This window comes from Vibrio sp. LaRot3 (assembly GCF_027587025.1).
Lineage (GTDB): Bacteria > Pseudomonadota > Gammaproteobacteria > Enterobacterales > Vibrionaceae > Vibrio.
Genome location: NZ_JAPPTI010000006.1, coordinates 39002 through 54319, shown reverse-complemented (window position 1 = coordinate 54319; position 15318 = coordinate 39002). Strand labels below are relative to the sequence as shown.

General features: G+C 47.2%; 11 protein-coding genes. 5 read left to right on the top strand and 6 right to left on the bottom strand.

Going from position 1 to position 15318, the window contains the following annotated elements; translation table 11 throughout:
• The first annotated feature begins 3 nt into the window (after positions 1 to 3).
• From spoT to recG, 3 genes are all read left to right on the top strand, one after another.
• Complete coding sequence (gene spoT / locus OH461_RS13270) at positions 4 to 2127, top strand: bifunctional GTP diphosphokinase/guanosine-3',5'-bis pyrophosphate 3'-pyrophosphohydrolase (protein WP_270021086.1); 2124 nt, start codon at positions 4 to 6, stop codon at positions 2125 to 2127.
• Between the two features lie 85 nt (positions 2128 to 2212).
• Positions 2213 to 2896 (top strand): tRNA (guanosine(18)-2'-O)-methyltransferase TrmH, encoded by a 684-nt coding sequence (gene trmH / locus OH461_RS13265; RefSeq protein WP_270021085.1) that lies wholly within the window; start codon positions 2213 to 2215, stop codon positions 2894 to 2896.
• Positions 2897 to 3057: 161 nt separating this feature from the next.
• The gene (gene recG, locus OH461_RS13260; RefSeq protein WP_270021084.1) at positions 3058 to 5136 is read left to right on the top strand and encodes an ATP-dependent DNA helicase RecG; all 2079 of its coding nucleotides are present in this window, start codon (positions 3058 to 3060) and stop codon (positions 5134 to 5136) included.
• A gap of 123 nt (positions 5137 to 5259) precedes the next feature.
• On the opposite strand, the gene OH461_RS13255 is transcribed toward recG, so the two are convergent.
• The 5 genes from OH461_RS13255 to OH461_RS13235 all read right to left on the bottom strand — a co-directional run bounded on the left by OH461_RS13255 (position 5260) and on the right by OH461_RS13235 (position 11394).
• The gene (locus tag OH461_RS13255) at positions 5260 to 7905 is read right to left on the bottom strand and encodes a beta-N-acetylhexosaminidase (protein ID WP_270021083.1); all 2646 of its coding nucleotides are present in this window, start codon (positions 7903 to 7905) and stop codon (positions 5260 to 5262) included.
• A 545-nt stretch (positions 7906 to 8450) separates the two neighbouring features.
• Positions 8451 to 9278 (bottom strand): 3'(2'),5'-bisphosphate nucleotidase CysQ, encoded by an 828-nt coding sequence (gene cysQ / locus OH461_RS13250; protein WP_270021082.1) that lies wholly within the window; start codon positions 9276 to 9278, stop codon positions 8451 to 8453.
• 27 nt (positions 9279 to 9305) lie between these two features.
• The gene (gene nudE / locus OH461_RS13245) at positions 9306 to 9854 is read right to left on the bottom strand and encodes an ADP compounds hydrolase NudE (protein WP_270021081.1); all 549 of its coding nucleotides are present in this window, start codon (positions 9852 to 9854) and stop codon (positions 9306 to 9308) included.
• 140 nt (positions 9855 to 9994) lie between these two features.
• Positions 9995 to 10582 (bottom strand): Fe-S biogenesis protein NfuA, encoded by a 588-nt coding sequence (gene nfuA, locus OH461_RS13240; protein ID WP_270021080.1) that lies wholly within the window; start codon positions 10580 to 10582, stop codon positions 9995 to 9997.
• Positions 10583 to 10668: 86 nt separating this feature from the next.
• Positions 10669 to 11394 carry a ComF family protein gene (locus OH461_RS13235; RefSeq protein WP_270021079.1) on the bottom strand — a complete coding sequence of 242 codons (726 nt, stop codon included), beginning with the start codon at positions 11392 to 11394 and terminating at the stop codon, positions 10669 to 10671.
• 65 nt (positions 11395 to 11459) lie between these two features.
• Between OH461_RS13235 and bioH the strand changes: the two genes are divergently transcribed.
• Positions 11460 to 12257: a pimeloyl-ACP methyl ester esterase BioH gene (bioH, locus tag OH461_RS13230; protein ID WP_443088462.1), complete on the top strand. Its 798-nt coding sequence runs from the start codon at positions 11460 to 11462 to the stop codon at positions 12255 to 12257.
• Between the two features lie 108 nt (positions 12258 to 12365).
• On the top strand, positions 12366 to 12836 hold the full coding sequence (locus OH461_RS13225) for an ATP-dependent Lon protease (protein ID WP_270021078.1): 471 nt from the start codon (positions 12366 to 12368) through the stop codon (positions 12834 to 12836).
• Positions 12837 to 12950: 114 nt separating this feature from the next.
• Here the strand turns inward: OH461_RS13225 and OH461_RS13220 are convergent, their stop codons facing one another.
• Complete coding sequence (locus OH461_RS13220; protein ID WP_270021077.1) at positions 12951 to 15278, bottom strand: Tex family protein; 2328 nt, start codon at positions 15276 to 15278, stop codon at positions 12951 to 12953.
• Positions 15279 to 15318: the final 40 nt, after the last annotated feature.

The following is a 15318-nucleotide window of genomic DNA, read 5'->3' as shown; positions in this document are numbered from 1 at the left end:
AGTTTGTATCTATTCGATAGCCTAAAAGACGTTGCCCAAGAATACCTCCCAGAGCCTCAAATTGAGGCTCTGCGTCAATCTTTTGTGGTAGCGAAAGATGCCCATGAAGGGCAAACCCGCTCAAGCGGTGAACCTTATATTATCCACCCTGTAGCTGTTGCTCGTATCTTGGCTGAAATGCGCCTTGATATAGAGACCTTGCAAGCAGCCCTTCTTCACGACGTGATTGAAGACACTGAAGTCACTAAAGAAGAACTCGAAGAACAATTTGGCACAACCGTGGCTGAATTGGTGGATGGTGTATCTAAGCTGGATAAGCTTAAATTTCGTGATCGCAAAGAAGCTCAAGCAGAGAACTTTCGTAAGATGGTCCTTGCCATGGTGCAAGACATCCGCGTTATCCTGATCAAGCTGGCTGACCGAACTCACAACATGCGAACGCTAGGCGCACTTCGCCCAGACAAAAAACGTCGCATTGCCCGTGAAACCCTAGAAATTTACTCTCCTTTGGCACACCGCCTTGGTATCCACAACATCAAAACAGAGCTCGAAGAGCTAGGTTTTGAAGCCTTATATCCAAACCGCTATCGCGTACTAAAAGAAGTAGTACGTGCTGCACGTGGTAATCGTAAAGAGATGATCCAGCGCATTCATAGCGAGATTGAAGGCCGCTTAGAAGAAGTTGGCTTAAAGGCTCGTGTGGTCGGACGCGAAAAGAACCTGTTTTCTATCTACAACAAGATGAAAACCAAGGAACAGCGCTTCCACACCATCATGGATATCTACGCATTCCGTGTCATCGTTGAAGAACCAGATACCTGTTATCGCGTACTTGGCCAAGTTCACAGCTTGTATAAGCCACGTCCGGGCCGAGTAAAAGACTACATTGCGGTACCAAAAGCCAACGGCTACCAATCTATTCACACTTCTATGGTTGGCCCTCACGGCGTACCTGTTGAAGTCCAGATCCGTACAGAAGATATGGATCAAATGGCGGACAAAGGTGTGGCTGCGCATTGGTCTTACAAAGGCAATGGCGAGCGCACAGGTACTACCGCACAAGTAAAAGCTCAGCGTTGGATGCAAAGCCTGCTAGAGCTACAACAAAGTGCCGGTAACTCGTTTGAATTCATTGAAAACGTAAAATCCGATCTGTTCCCAGATGAGATTTACGTCTTCACGCCAAAAGGTCGTATCGTTGAACTGCCAGTGGGCGCTACTGCGGTAGACTTCGCTTACGCCGTTCATACTGACGTTGGTAACACCTGTGTTGGTGCTCGTGTTGATCGTAACCCTTACCCATTAAGTAAGGCGCTGAAAAACGGTCAAACCATCGAGATTATCTCTGCACCCGGCGCTCGACCAAATGCAGCATGGCTAAACTATGTGGTGACTTCTCGCGCACGTACTAAGATTCGTCAAGTACTGAAAACCATGCGCCGTGAAGAGTCGATTACCCTTGGCCGCCGCCTGCTCAACCACGCACTGGGCGATCAGAACCTTGGTGACATCAACCAAGAAAATGTCGACTACGTGCTGAGCGAACTAAAGATCGCAACGGTTGAAGATCTGTTAGCGGATATTGGCCTTGGCGAGCTAATGAGTATCGTCATCGCACGCCGTCTATTAGGTGATGCAGACGAACTGACAGAAGTGACGGAAGCAGAATCAGACAAGCCGAAGAAGAAGCTACCTATCCGTGGTGCGGAAGGTATTTTGCTGACCTTTGCTAACTGTTGTCACCCAATTCCGGATGATCACATCATCGCTCACGTCTCTCCGGGTCGTGGCCTAGTGGTTCACCGTGAAACCTGCCCGAACGTGCGTGGTTATCAGAAAGAACCTGATAAATACATGGCGGTCGAATGGTCAGACGATTACGAACAAGATTTCAGCACCGAGCTGAAAGTCGATGTCCAAAACCGTCAAGGTGCTCTGGCTGAACTGACTAACGTGATTTCTAAGACCGGCTCGAATATTCATGGCCTATCGACAGAAGAGCGCGATGGTCGTTTGTACACAGTGACTGTGCTACTCACAACCAAAGATCGCGTTCATTTAGCTGGCATCATGCGCCGCATCAAAGCGATGCCGCATACCTTGAAAGTTCGCCGTCGTAAGAACTAAGCCAATCCTGAACAAAACTAGCCCTTGAACCCGCTTCAAGGGCTTTTCTTTTTAGCTAGCCTTCAAAGATTAAAGAAAGACACCAATGAATTTAGAACGTTACAATCGCATTCAACAAGTACTGAAAGCGCGCCAAACCGACCTGACTTTTTGTTTAGAAGAAGTTCATAAGCCTAACAACGTTTCTGCGGTTATCCGTACTGCCGATGCGACCGGCATCCATAAAATTCACGCTGTATGGCCAAACGAAATGCGTACTCTAGGCCACACATCCGCAGGCGCTCGCAACTGGGTAGAGGTAGAGACGCACGACACCATTGAAGAAGCGATTGGCGAGCTAAAAGCACAAGGTATGCAGGTTTTAGTGACCAACTTATCGGATACCGCCGTCGACTTTCGCGAGATAGATTACACCAAGCCAACTGCCATCATTCTTGGTAGCGAAAAGATTGGGGCATCTGAAAAAGCGAAGCAACTGGCCGATCAAGACATCATCATTCCTATGATTGGCATGGTGCAATCCTTGAACGTTTCCGTTGCCAGTGCTGTCATCATGTATGAAGCACAGCGCCAGCGCGAAGCGGCGGGCATGTACGACAAAGAAAAGAGCTCGATTCCAGAAGAATCTATTCACCGAGTTTTATTTGAACGAGGCCATCCGGTATTAGCGAAAGTAGCTAAGCGCAAAGGTCTGGCTTACCCTCCACTCGATGAGCAAGGTCAAATCGTTGCAGACGAATCTTGGTGGCAAGAGATGCAAAAGAAATAAGCGTAATTACAAGGGCTAGCATGATGTGCTAGCCCTTTTTTGTCCTTAACCTAACGAAGTTAACCCAAAAGGTTGAATCAACGGAATTTGCTGTACAAAAACACAGCCCAATGGTTAACTATCTAGATTCGAGATAAACCAACATGCTGGGCTAAACCACTATGTCACAACTACTTTCTGCTATTCCTCTCACTTCACTAACTGGCGTTGGTGCAAAAGTCGCAGAAAAACTGGCGAAAGTAGGCCTCAATAACGTCCAAGATTTACTCTTTCACCTTCCGCTGCGCTATGAAGACCGCACACGAATTTACCCTATCGTAAAACTGCATGCTGGTTTATGGGCAGCGGTACAAGGCAAAGTCATGAGCGTTGATACCATTTTCGGTAAACGCAAAATGCTGGCGGTGAAGATCAGTGATGGCAATGGCACCATTACCCTGCGTTTTTTCAACTTTACCGCAGCGATGAAAAACAATTTTGCTCAAGGCAAAACCGTTCATGCCTATGGGGAAATCAAACGCGGTGGTATCGGTTTAGAAATCATTCATCCCGATTACAAGTTTTACTTTCCAGAACAAAAGCCTGATACTGAGCAAACCTTAACGCCGGTGTATCCAACCACCGATGGCCTAAGGCAAATCACCTTACGTAACCTAACCGAGCAAGCACTACAGCTTCTCGATAAGTCGGCAGTGCAAGAGTTATTACCTAGCGGTTTGTACGATCACCAAATTACCCTTGGCCAAGCACTGCACACCATTCATCGCCCACTACCTAGTTTGGATATGGAACAGTTTGATGAAGGCAAGCATCCGGCGCAGATCCGTCTGATCATGGAAGAATTGCTCGCGCAAAACCTGTCAATGTTAGCGGTGCGCAGTAAAGGCCAACTAGACAATGCCTTACCACTGGCAGAAGTAGACTCACTTAAACAGCAACTCTTAGCGCAGCTGCCTTTCTCGCCCACCAATGCACAAGCAAGAGTGGTCAAAGAGATTGAGCAAGACCTTGTAAAGCCTCACCCGATGATGCGTCTAGTGCAGGGAGATGTCGGCTCGGGTAAAACCTTAGTCGCCGCTTTGGCCGCTGTACGCGCCATCGAACATGGCTATCAAGTGGCACTCATGGCCCCCACTGAGTTATTGGCTGAGCAGCACGCCATCAACTTTGCGAACTGGTTTGAGAAAATGGGCATTCAAGTTGGTTGGCTGGCTGGCAAGCTAAAAGGCAAGGCCAAAGAAGCGGAACTGGCGCGTATTGCAAGCGGTGAAGCAAAAATGGTGGTAGGCACCCATGCACTCTTCCAAGAGCATGTTGAATTTCATAATCTCGCCCTTGTGATCATCGATGAACAACACCGCTTTGGTGTCCACCAGCGTTTAGAGCTTCGAGAAAAAGGGGCCAAGCAAGGCGCTTACCCACATCAATTGATCATGACAGCGACACCGATTCCCCGAACTTTAGCCATGACAGCTTATGCCGATTTAGAAACCTCGGTGATTGATGAACTACCACCGGGGCGAACGCCGATTCAAACAGTCGCCATTCCTGATACAAAACGCGATGATATTGTCGAGCGAGTTCGAAATGCCTGCCTCAATGAAGGCAAACAAGCCTACTGGGTGTGTACCTTAATCGATGAATCGGAAGTGCTTGAGGCGCAAGCCGCCGCAGATACCGCCGAAGAGCTGCAACGCATCTTGCCGGATGTGAAAATCGGTTTGGTTCATGGCCGAATGAAGCCGGCAGAGAAACAAGCAGTAATGCAGGATTTCAAAGACAACAAACTGCACTTGTTAGTTGCGACTACCGTAATTGAAGTAGGTGTCGACGTGCCCAATGCCAGTTTAATGATCATTGAAAACCCTGAACGCCTCGGCCTTGCTCAATTACACCAATTAAGAGGCCGTGTAGGCCGTGGTAGCGTCGCAAGTCACTGTGTGTTGCTGTATCACTCTCCATTATCAAAAACCGCTCAGAAGCGCTTAGGCGTATTGCGTGAAAGTAACGATGGCTTCGTGATTGCCCAACGTGACTTAGAAATTCGTGGCCCGGGTGAACTGCTTGGTACTAAGCAAACCGGTATGGCCGACTTTAAGATTGCCGACCTAGTTCGCGATCAGCGCCTTATCCCAGAAGTTCAGCGCATAGCGCGCTACATTCACGACAATTACCCATCCAATGCAGCATCAATTATCGACCGTTGGCTAGGCGAGCGCGACGTTTACTCCAAAGCTTAGTTCAGCGATCAATTCGTGAATCGAACTTCCCGTTCAAAACAGTTCATTCAATCAAAACAAAAAAAGACCCAGCGATTAAGCTGGGTCTTTCGTTTCAATCTTAGCCGTTTGGCAGTGGTAAGATTATTTAACTGATGTTACTCGGCTGGCTTTTTCACCGCTTGCAGAGATAGAGCGAATGAAGACTTCACCAGTCACTGCTGGACGCTGGTCATCCGCATAAGTTAGCCAGTTTTCACCGTCTACTGAGTATTGCAGCTCAACACCTGGGAATGCGCTGTTCATCGCTAGTTGACCATTTTCCACTTTCGCACCCGGTACTGGTAGGCGGTAATCAATACCTGCTTTTTCCAGTTTCGCTAACTCACGTTGACCAAGGACGTTCGCAAAGCGGTTGTAGTCTTGGTTAAGCGCTGCTTTATCGACTAGATTAGTCTCTAGTGAATATTCAACACCTGCTTTGTACTCGTTTTCCCAGCTTGCTTCGTGCCATGCACGCTCTGCCGCTGCTAGCACACGTGGGAATACCATGTATTCATATTGCTCGTCAGTACGAACGGTTTCAGACCAAAGCTGCGCAGACAGACCGTAGAATGGCTTAGCTTCAACTTCGCCTTTACCAGTAAAGCCATTGCCGTCACGGTCTACCGATGTTTCAGCGTTCTGCGGCATGTTTTCCGGTGCAAAGCCAAACATCTTACGCGTATCTGTTGCACGTGTTGCCCAGTAGTAGCCACGCTCTTTCGGGTCAACTTCGTATGGCATGTCCATGTATACGTAATCCGGGTTAGATACCACTACGTCGTAGCCTTTCTTCGCCCACTCGTATACTGAACCTGTACCGCCCCAATAAAGAACATCCCAGAAGTTCACGCGAGTCGCTTCAGAAGCAAATGTTTCTGCACCACCCTCGATGTACTTAAGACCGTCTTGCCATGCTTGGAAGTGAGGAATGCCATTCTTAACCGCAATCTTAGACACTTCTTGAGCAAAGTAACCCGGCAGCTGGCCAAAGTCGTTCACTGTACCGTTAGCCACTAACGCCTGACATTGAGGTGATTTTGCAAATGGCTTGTCTTGTTTGCTTAGGTCGATGTTACCTTTCCACGCCACTGGATCAGCGGCATTGTTGTCTTGGAAACCTGCGCCTAACTTGATGTTCTTCGCTTCGTCACCGCCGAAGTGCCAAGTTGTTAGCGGCATACCCGCTTCGTTGTGCATTGCTGCCACTTCTGAAATCACTTTATCAACAAAGCGCGATGATGATTCCTGACATGGGTTTACAAAGCTGTGCTTATCGTAGAACTGAATCGTGGTTACGTTTGACGTATCTTGTGGGTCAGTCAGACGGTACTCATTCGCACCCGCTTCATCACCCGCCGCCATTAGGCGATCGTAACGCGCTTCCATCGAGATGATTGCTGCACGAGCGTGCGCTGGCATGTCGATTTCTGGAATCACTTCAATATGGCGAGCTTTAGCGTATTTTAGGATTTCAACGTAATCCGCTTTGCTAAAGTAGCCTGAGCCGAAATTGTCAGTAGATGGACCAGAGCCTAACTGAGGTAGCAGACAGTTTTGTTCATCAAGGTCAAAACAACGCTGGCCGCCGACGTCTGTTAACTCAGGTAAGCCTGGAATTTCTAAACGCCAACCTTCATCATCCGTTAGGTGAAGGTGTAGCTTGTTCAGTTTGTACGCTGCCATTTGGTCTAGCGTCGCTAGAATTGCGTCTTTCGTGTGGAAGTTACGCGCTACGTCCACCATCACACCGCGGTAATCAAAACGCGGAGCATCCACAATTAAAATTTCTGGTAGTGTTTCATCTTCACCCATTAGACCAAACACAGATTGTACTGCATAGAATAGACCTGCTTGGTCATAACCTTTGATGTCGATGCCTTGCTGAGTGATTTTCAGCTCGTACGCCCCCGCTTTGCCTAGCTCTGCAGGGAATTCAGTAGGAATAATTGATGTGCTCACCTTAACCGCACCATTTAGGTCGATATCAAGTACGTTTGCACGAGTGTTTAGTGCTGTTAGTTGCTCAGCCGAGAAAAGTTCACTTGGTAGTGCAATGCCTTGAGCTGCCGAGATTTTACCCTGACCTGCTTCAACGTGTAGTGGCGTTGGTACAAGTGTTGTTGATACATCTTGCTGAGCCAGATCAGAGTTTTTCTCAAAGCGAGTGACTGCTGTTGCGAACACGTTGTTGTCACCCGGAGTACGTTTTAGCTTTTCGCCTTCTAGACCAGAAACCACTGACGCCATGTCTTGCACATCCAATGAAGCGATCATCTTAGGTTCGGCATCAGGTGCGGTAACAAATGCGCCTGGCATAAAGTCCGTTTCAAATAACTGCCAGTATTCGCCAATCAATGGGATCTCTACTTTCTCACCCGCAGCAAAGCCATCAAACTTTTCTGTTGGTTCCAGTTTGTGTAGGTCGCCCGTTACGCGAGTGATTTTGAATTGGTCGTTATCTACATCAAGAATGAGACGAATACTATGGAAGTAAATCGTCCAATCTTTACTGTTTACTGCTTCACCTTGGTTTTCTAACGTCATCAGAACTTTATTACATGATGCCCATTCCGCACCAAGATCCTGGCACGCTAAACCTTCGTTAGCACCGTGGTTAGTTAACACTTCGTAGTTCACATCCAAATTGTCTGCGAGCGTATTAACTACTTGTTGAGAGTTTTGAATAGAAGAGCAACCGGCCAAAGTTGCTAGAACAGAAACAGCGATCAAACTTGGTTTCAACATCTTACTTACCCTTAAAAACACTTACCTAGTCATCAGCAAAAAAAGCGCTGAACTAAAAATCAAACTTCAATGACGTCAAAATATAAGTAGTTATTTTTAAGCGTAAAATTAATCGACCAAAATCAGTGATCTGCTTCAAATCAGCAGGGGGAATAGAAAATATAAAAACAATAAAATCAAAAACTTAAGCAACACGTCAAAATCTAAAAAGTTTTTTTAACGTTATTGTTGCGATCTAGATCACTACACATTCAGGGTCAATCAAGCACTTAGTGTTAAAAGCTCTGCTGCAAAAGGTAAAGCAAATCTTCCCTGGTAAACAATTAGCGACAAAAACGTGAATATGTTCGCAGTTTCTCTAACGTCAATGCACGTTAAAAATCTGAGTTTTGACAATTTTCCCAGTGATAGAAAACAAGTCTTCGCAGTTTTTCGATTGCCTATTACAAAGAAATAAAGCGATGTTGGCTACACAATCACTCATCGCAGATACAAAAAAGCCAGCGTGATGCTGGCTTTTCGATGCGAGGTAAAGGAGTAAACCGTTAATCTTTTATCTGCAGAATGTCACCCCATGGTAACTGCTCATCACCAAGCACAATAAAGTTAGGGTTCTCTAAGGTTTCTCGTTCATTGTAAGAAAGCGGCTCTAACTGGGTGCTCAAAATACGCCCTCCCGCTTCTTCCACAATACATTGCGTTGCAGCGGTATCCCACTCACCAGTGGGGCCTAAACGCAGATAACAATCCACTGCACCTTCGGCAACTAAACATGCTTTTAGCGCCGCAGAGCCTAGTGGCACTAAATCGTAGTTCCATGCAGTACTCATGCGACTCGTGATTCGATTGATATCTTGGCGGCGGCTAATCGCAATCGCAATTGGGTGTTGCTGCCCTTGATGTTGATGAGTGGTAATACGAACGCTCTCACTCATATCAGGGATCTTCCAAGCGCCTTTTCCTTGATAAGCATAATACGTCACCCCAGAGACTGGGCCATAAACCACGCCCATCACTGGCTTGTGATTTTCAATAAGCGCAATGATGGTGGCAAAGTCACCGCTACGCGCAATAAACTCTTGTGTGCCGTCCAATGGGTCGACTAACCAGTAACGATCCCATTGTGCACGCTTGTCCAAACTAATATCAGCGGCTTCTTCAGAAAGCACCGGAATATCAGGCGTCAACTCAGAGAGTTTTTCAACAATGAACTTATGTGCCGCGAGATCAGCGCTAGTCACCGGCGTCTCATCGCTTTTGGTAAATTCTTCGTACTCTTTCTTTTGGTAAATATCCAAAATCAATTGCCCGGCTGAGCGAGCAATTTCAATCACTGCAGGTAGATGGTGAGATAAATCTTTTGTTATAGGCATAATGGTTCCTTGATTACTCTACTCTTATTATGGTTTTAAATGTCGTAGAGCGAGTAACAATGCGGTAATGCTCCGCGCTTCATTAAAATCGAGATGGGTCAGCAACTCTTCCGCTTGTGCTAAAGGCCAACGGACAATCTCTAGGGGCTCAGGCTCATCCCCTTCCAGTTGTTCAGGGTACAAATCTTGAGCAACGAACAAAGTCATCTTGCTTGAAAAATATGAGGGCGCTAAAACCACTTGCTTAAGCGACGTTAGATCATGCGCGCCAAAACCAATCTCTTCTTTTAACTCTCGGTTGGCTGCTTGCTCCGGCGTTTCGCCTTCATCAATTAAGCCTTTAGGAAAACCAAGCTCATAACGCTCAGTGCCTGCGGCATATTCTTTTACAAGTAGAATCTCACCTTGCTCTGTAACAGGAACCATCATCACCGCATGGCGACCACTTGGGCGCATGCGCTCATAGGTACGTAGCTCGCCATTACTAAAGCGAAGGTCTATCGCTTCAATGGCAAACAAACGTGATTGAGCAACCGTATTTTTATCCAGAATTTCTGGTGGTGTTTTATTGGTCACTGTTGGCTCCTACTTAGCTATAGATTCATTTAATATATGAAAAAAAAGCCGCGAATGAAAAGCAAACCTCGTAACGAAGTGGCAAAACGAGATATAAAAAAGGGCTGGCCTAAGCCAACCCTTCATCAATCTAGCACTGATTAGTAGTAAGAGTGATCACCGCGATCGTGTTCTGTTGCGTCACGAACGGCGGTTAACTCACCTTCAAACTGCTGAAGAAGCTCTTTCTCGATGCCTTCTTTCAGTGTTACGTCAACCATTGAACAGCCATTACAACCACCACCAAATGAAACGATCGCTTCACCTGCGTCAGTAATTTCCACTAGGTTTACGTGACCACCGTGGCTTGCTAGCTGAGGGTTAACTTGAGTTTGAATTGCGTATTCTACACGCTCAAGTAGCGGCGCATCGTCTGCCACTTTACGCATTTTTGCGTTTGGCGCTTTCAACGTTAGTTGAGAACCCATTTTATCTGTCACGTAGTCGATTTCTGCATCTTCCAAAAACGGCAGGCTCAGCTCATCAACATAAGCAGAAAATGCACTGAATGCGAGTTCAGTATCAGTAGCTTCAACCGCTTCAGGTGGGCAGTAAGAAACGCCACACTCAGCGTTTTGTGTTCCTGGATTAACCACAAACACTCGAATGTTAGTGCCTTCTGGTTGCTGAGCTAGCAACTTGGCAAAGTGTTCCTGGGCGCTTTCAGTAATAATAATTGTATTTGACACGACGAATACCTGAGTAAATTTGTAGGCTATTTGTTCACCATTCTACTCCTGAAAATTCTGAGATCTAGTTCTTTAGGCAGAATTCATCATTTTGATGCCATGTGAACAAGGTCAGGAGTGCGGCATATGCAGTAAATATCGACGCTTTTTACGCCAGCATCAAGCAGTAATTTGCATAAATGATGCACTGTACTGCCTGTGGTTACCACATCATCAACAATCGCAATCCGATCCCACTTAGGCGCTGTATTTAAGACAAACGCATCGCGCATATTGACCAGCCTTTGTCGACGGTTAAGCCCTTGCTGAGCCGGTGTCGCTCTAACCCGACGAAATACACCTTCGCAAGGCAGGTTCATTGATTGCGCTATATAACGCGCCAACCATTCGCTTTGATTAAAACCGCGCCACAATTGACGCCGCCAATGCAGAGGAACCCAAGTGATTAACTGACAATCCGCTTCAACTTGCGGCATAAACCAATCCACCAACCAACGGGCTTGTTGAATTTGCCTGCCATGCTTTAAGGCATGGATAGAACTCGACAGTGGAGGTTGATAGTCGCTCACACAATACAAAGCGCGCCACGGCGGTGGGGTTTGTAAACACTCACCACATTGATCGACGGCTCTAACCGAAGGCAATCCGCAGCGCCGACACCTCGGAGTCTCAGTTAGTTCTGCATAACAGCCATCGCACACATGCCAAGGTAGCCCTGTATAGGCTTCTCGCTGCTGTATCGGTTTGTCACACACCTGACAGGTATGAGCAATCAGTCTCAGCCTGTTTTTCTGCCACCATTGCGCTAACATGTTCGACCTAATGAGTGAGTTTGCTTCATTGTGTGAAGCATTACGCAGACGAAAGGATGATTTAAGTGGCAGAGAATGGGACAACGCAAACAGGCTTATACTGGCAAGTATTAGAACCAAACCATCAAAAACAAGACTTAGTGCTGATTCATGGCTGGGGAATGAATGGCGCGGTTTGGCAACAAAGTGCAGAGATTCTTAGCCAGCATTATCGAGTCCACATGGTTGACCTGCCCGGTTTCGGTCATAGCCACCAGCACAGCTTTAGTGATCTTGAACATCTAACTCAGCAAGTACTTGCTCACGCACCAGACAAAGCCATCTGGCTTGGTTGGTCATTAGGTGGGTTAGTGGCTTCACAGATTGCACTTCATCATCCAGAAAGAGTCAGCGGCCTCATTACCGTGGCGAGCTCGCCTTGTTTTGCCGAACAAAGACCTTGGCGCGGCATCCAACCCAAAGTATTAAAAGCATTCACCGCTCAGTTGGTAGAAGATTTTCAACTGACTATCGAACGTTTCATGGCTCTGCAAGCCATGGGTAGCCCATCGGCTCGCCAAGACGTAAAAATACTCAAAAAAGCGGTCTTATCGCGCCCAACACCCAATCAAGAAGCGTTACTCAAAGGGCTGAATTTGTTGGCCGATGTGGATCTTCGTCAACAGTTGTCTTCCGTTTCGGCACCGACACTGCGCTTGTATGGTCGATTAGATGGTCTGGTGCCTATTAAAGTGGCAGACGATGTGAGTTCGTTAATGCCAACCAGTGAAAAGCACATTTTCCAAAACTCTTCTCATGCACCGTTTATGACTGAATTAGAAGACTTTTGTCAGCAAGTGATTACGTTTGGAAATAAGCATTAACAAATTATTTGCATAAAGCGCTAAATTTTTGACTCTCGCCGTCGATAATATAACCAACTGACAAAACGATTAGCCATGTCAGTGGGCGGTGCTGAGGAGGTCTCGGTTATGATCGTGTCACCCACCAATGTGAGTGTGCCACTTATCGCCCCATCGGTTAATGTGCAAACGGAGCAAGCAGCCCGCGACAACAAAGTTCGCGAGCCGATTGTCCCCGCTGTCGCACTAGCCAAAAGCAATGCTGAACGTAAGATCAACGCAGACGATAAAAGGCGGAAGAATGCCGCGTGGGACCCGTCTGAACATCCAAGTTATGGCGACGACGATGAGCACGCAATTCAAGCATCTCAACATGACCCGCCAGAAAACCCCTTGGATAGGTTGTTCAAGTTGCTATCGATTGATAGTTACAGCGACCAGCAAGGAAAAGGCTACGCAATGCGGTTTCGTTTACCTAAGCGCGTAATCGATGCAGCGATAACAGAAGGTCAAATGGCAAAGCGACGAGTCGTGATTAAGTTTCACTACGGCCATGCCACTGCGCCAAACACACCTTCAGAAGTCATTGCGGTGTTGTAGTCGCCCTTTATCCTCTTGGGATAAAAGGTGAATATCCAGAAAAGACAAAAGCCCCACTCTATGAGCGGGGCTTTTTATTTCAAGCTATTCAAACAGCTCTAATTGAGGCGAGGGTTAGCGTTTCGCTTTGGCAAAAGCAGCGGCAAAGGCACCGCCCATCGCATTATTTGAAGCATCATCTCGGCGGCGCTGTTGGCCTTGAGCACGAGATGGACGATCGTTGTTTCGGCTTTGTGTTTGACCACGTTGCGAACGGTTATCTTGTCCCGGCTCATCTTTCAAACGCATGGATAAAGCAATACGCTTACGCTGCACATCCACTTCCATCACTTTCACTTTGACGATGTCGCCCGCTTTCACCACTTCACGCGGATCAGAAACAAAACGATCAGTGAGCGCCGAAATATGTACTAGGCCATCTTGGTGAACACCGATATCCACGAAAGCACCAAAGTTTGCCACGTTAGAAACCACACCTTCTAGCACCATCCCCACTTCAAGGTCACTGACTTTGTTCACGCCATCTGCAAATGTCGCGGTTTTAAACTCAGGACGCGGGTCACGACCCGGTTTGTCTAGCTCTTTGATGATGTCAGTCACCGTTGGCACACCAAAGTTTTCATCCGTGTAATCGACAGCATGCAAACCATTTAGGAAAACAGAGTCACCAATCAGAGCTTTCACCTGCTTGCCACTTTTCTCTGCAATCGCTTTAACCACAGGGTAAGCCTCAGGGTGAACCGAAGACGCATCCAATGGGTTTTTGCCATCCATAATACGCAAGAAACCAGCACACTGCTCATAAGCCTTTGGCCCCAAGCGCGCGACTTTCTTCAACGTAGTACGTGATTCAAAACGACCATTTTCATCTCGGTAAGTCACGATGTTTTGCGCGATGGTGGTAGATAGACCCGCAACCCGTGTCAGTAGGGCTGGAGAAGCGGTATTCACATCTACACCCACTGCGTTTACACAATCTTCGACAACAGCATCAAGGCGTTTAGCCAACATGGATTGACTCACATCGTGCTGGTACTGACCCACACCAATGGATTTCGGGTCAATTTTCACCAGCTCAGCCAGTGGGTCTTGCAGACGACGAGCAATAGAAACCGCACCACGTAATGATACGTCTAAATTCGGGAACTCGTTCGCAGCCAGTTCAGAGGCTGAGTACACCGATGCCCCCGCTTCGCTCACCATGATTTTCTGCGCTTTTAAGTTGCCGCGTTTAATCACATCAGCCACAAAGCTGTCTGTTTCACGTGAAGCGGTACCATTACCAATCGCAATCAAATCAACATTGTATTTACGCACCATCTGCTCAACTACTTGGGCTGATTTATCGTATTGATTCTGCGGCGGGTGCGGGTAAATAGTCTCTGTTGCTAACACCTTACCAGTCGAGTCTACGACTGCGATCTTTGAGCCTGTTCGCAGACCCGGGTCAAGGCCTAATGTCGCACGCGGTCCTGCCGGTGCAGCCATCAACAAATCTTTTAAGTTGGTAGCAAACACTTCGATGGCTTCAATTTCAGCACGCTCTTTCAATACGCCCATCAATTCGGTTTCCATGTGCATTGACACCTTGATACGCCATGCCCAACTGATCACTTGCTTACGCCAACCATCCGCCGGAGCTTGGCTCAATGAAATACCGTAATGATCGGCAATCAATGTTTCACAGTACGACTGGCGAACACCTTCCGCTTGCTCAGGATCGGCATTCATTGCCAAAGTTAGGAAGCCTTCGTTACGACCACGCAACATAGCTAACGCACGGTGAGACGGTACTTTGCTAAGTGGCTCATTATGCTCAAAGTAATCTTTAAACTTCTCACCTGCGTGCTCTTGGCCTGCAACAACACTCGACACTAACTCCGCGTTACGTGTTAAGTGGCGACGAATCTTGTCCAATAGATTGGCATCTTCTGCGATACGCTCCATCACGATCGCACGCGCACCATCTAAAGCGGCTTTACTATCTGCGATACCTTTATCTGCATCGATATACTGCGCAGCTTCGCTTTCTGGCTCAGTTTGAGGTTCATTCCACAGCTTATCTGCCAGTGGCTCAAGCCCTGCTTCAATGGCAATTTGCCCCTTAGTGCGACGCTTAGGTTTGTATGGCAGGTACAGATCTTCTAGACGAGTTTTACTATCTGCTTGCTGAATCTCTTGCTCAAGTTCAGCCGTCAGTTTGCCCTGATCTTGAATCGATTTAAGAATGGTTTGGCGGCGATCATCAAGCTCACGCAGGTACGATAGACGACTGTCTAGATTACGCAGTTGAGTATCATCTAAACCACCTGTCACCTCTTTACGGTAACGCGCAATAAATGGCACCGTGTTGCCATCATCAATTAGGTTTACAGCAGCAGTTACCTGCTCTGCACGCACATTCAGTTCCTGTGCGATCAATTTACAGATAGCTTGGCTCATCCGTTGAATCTCTTATTGAAGTCAATGCTCCATACATGGG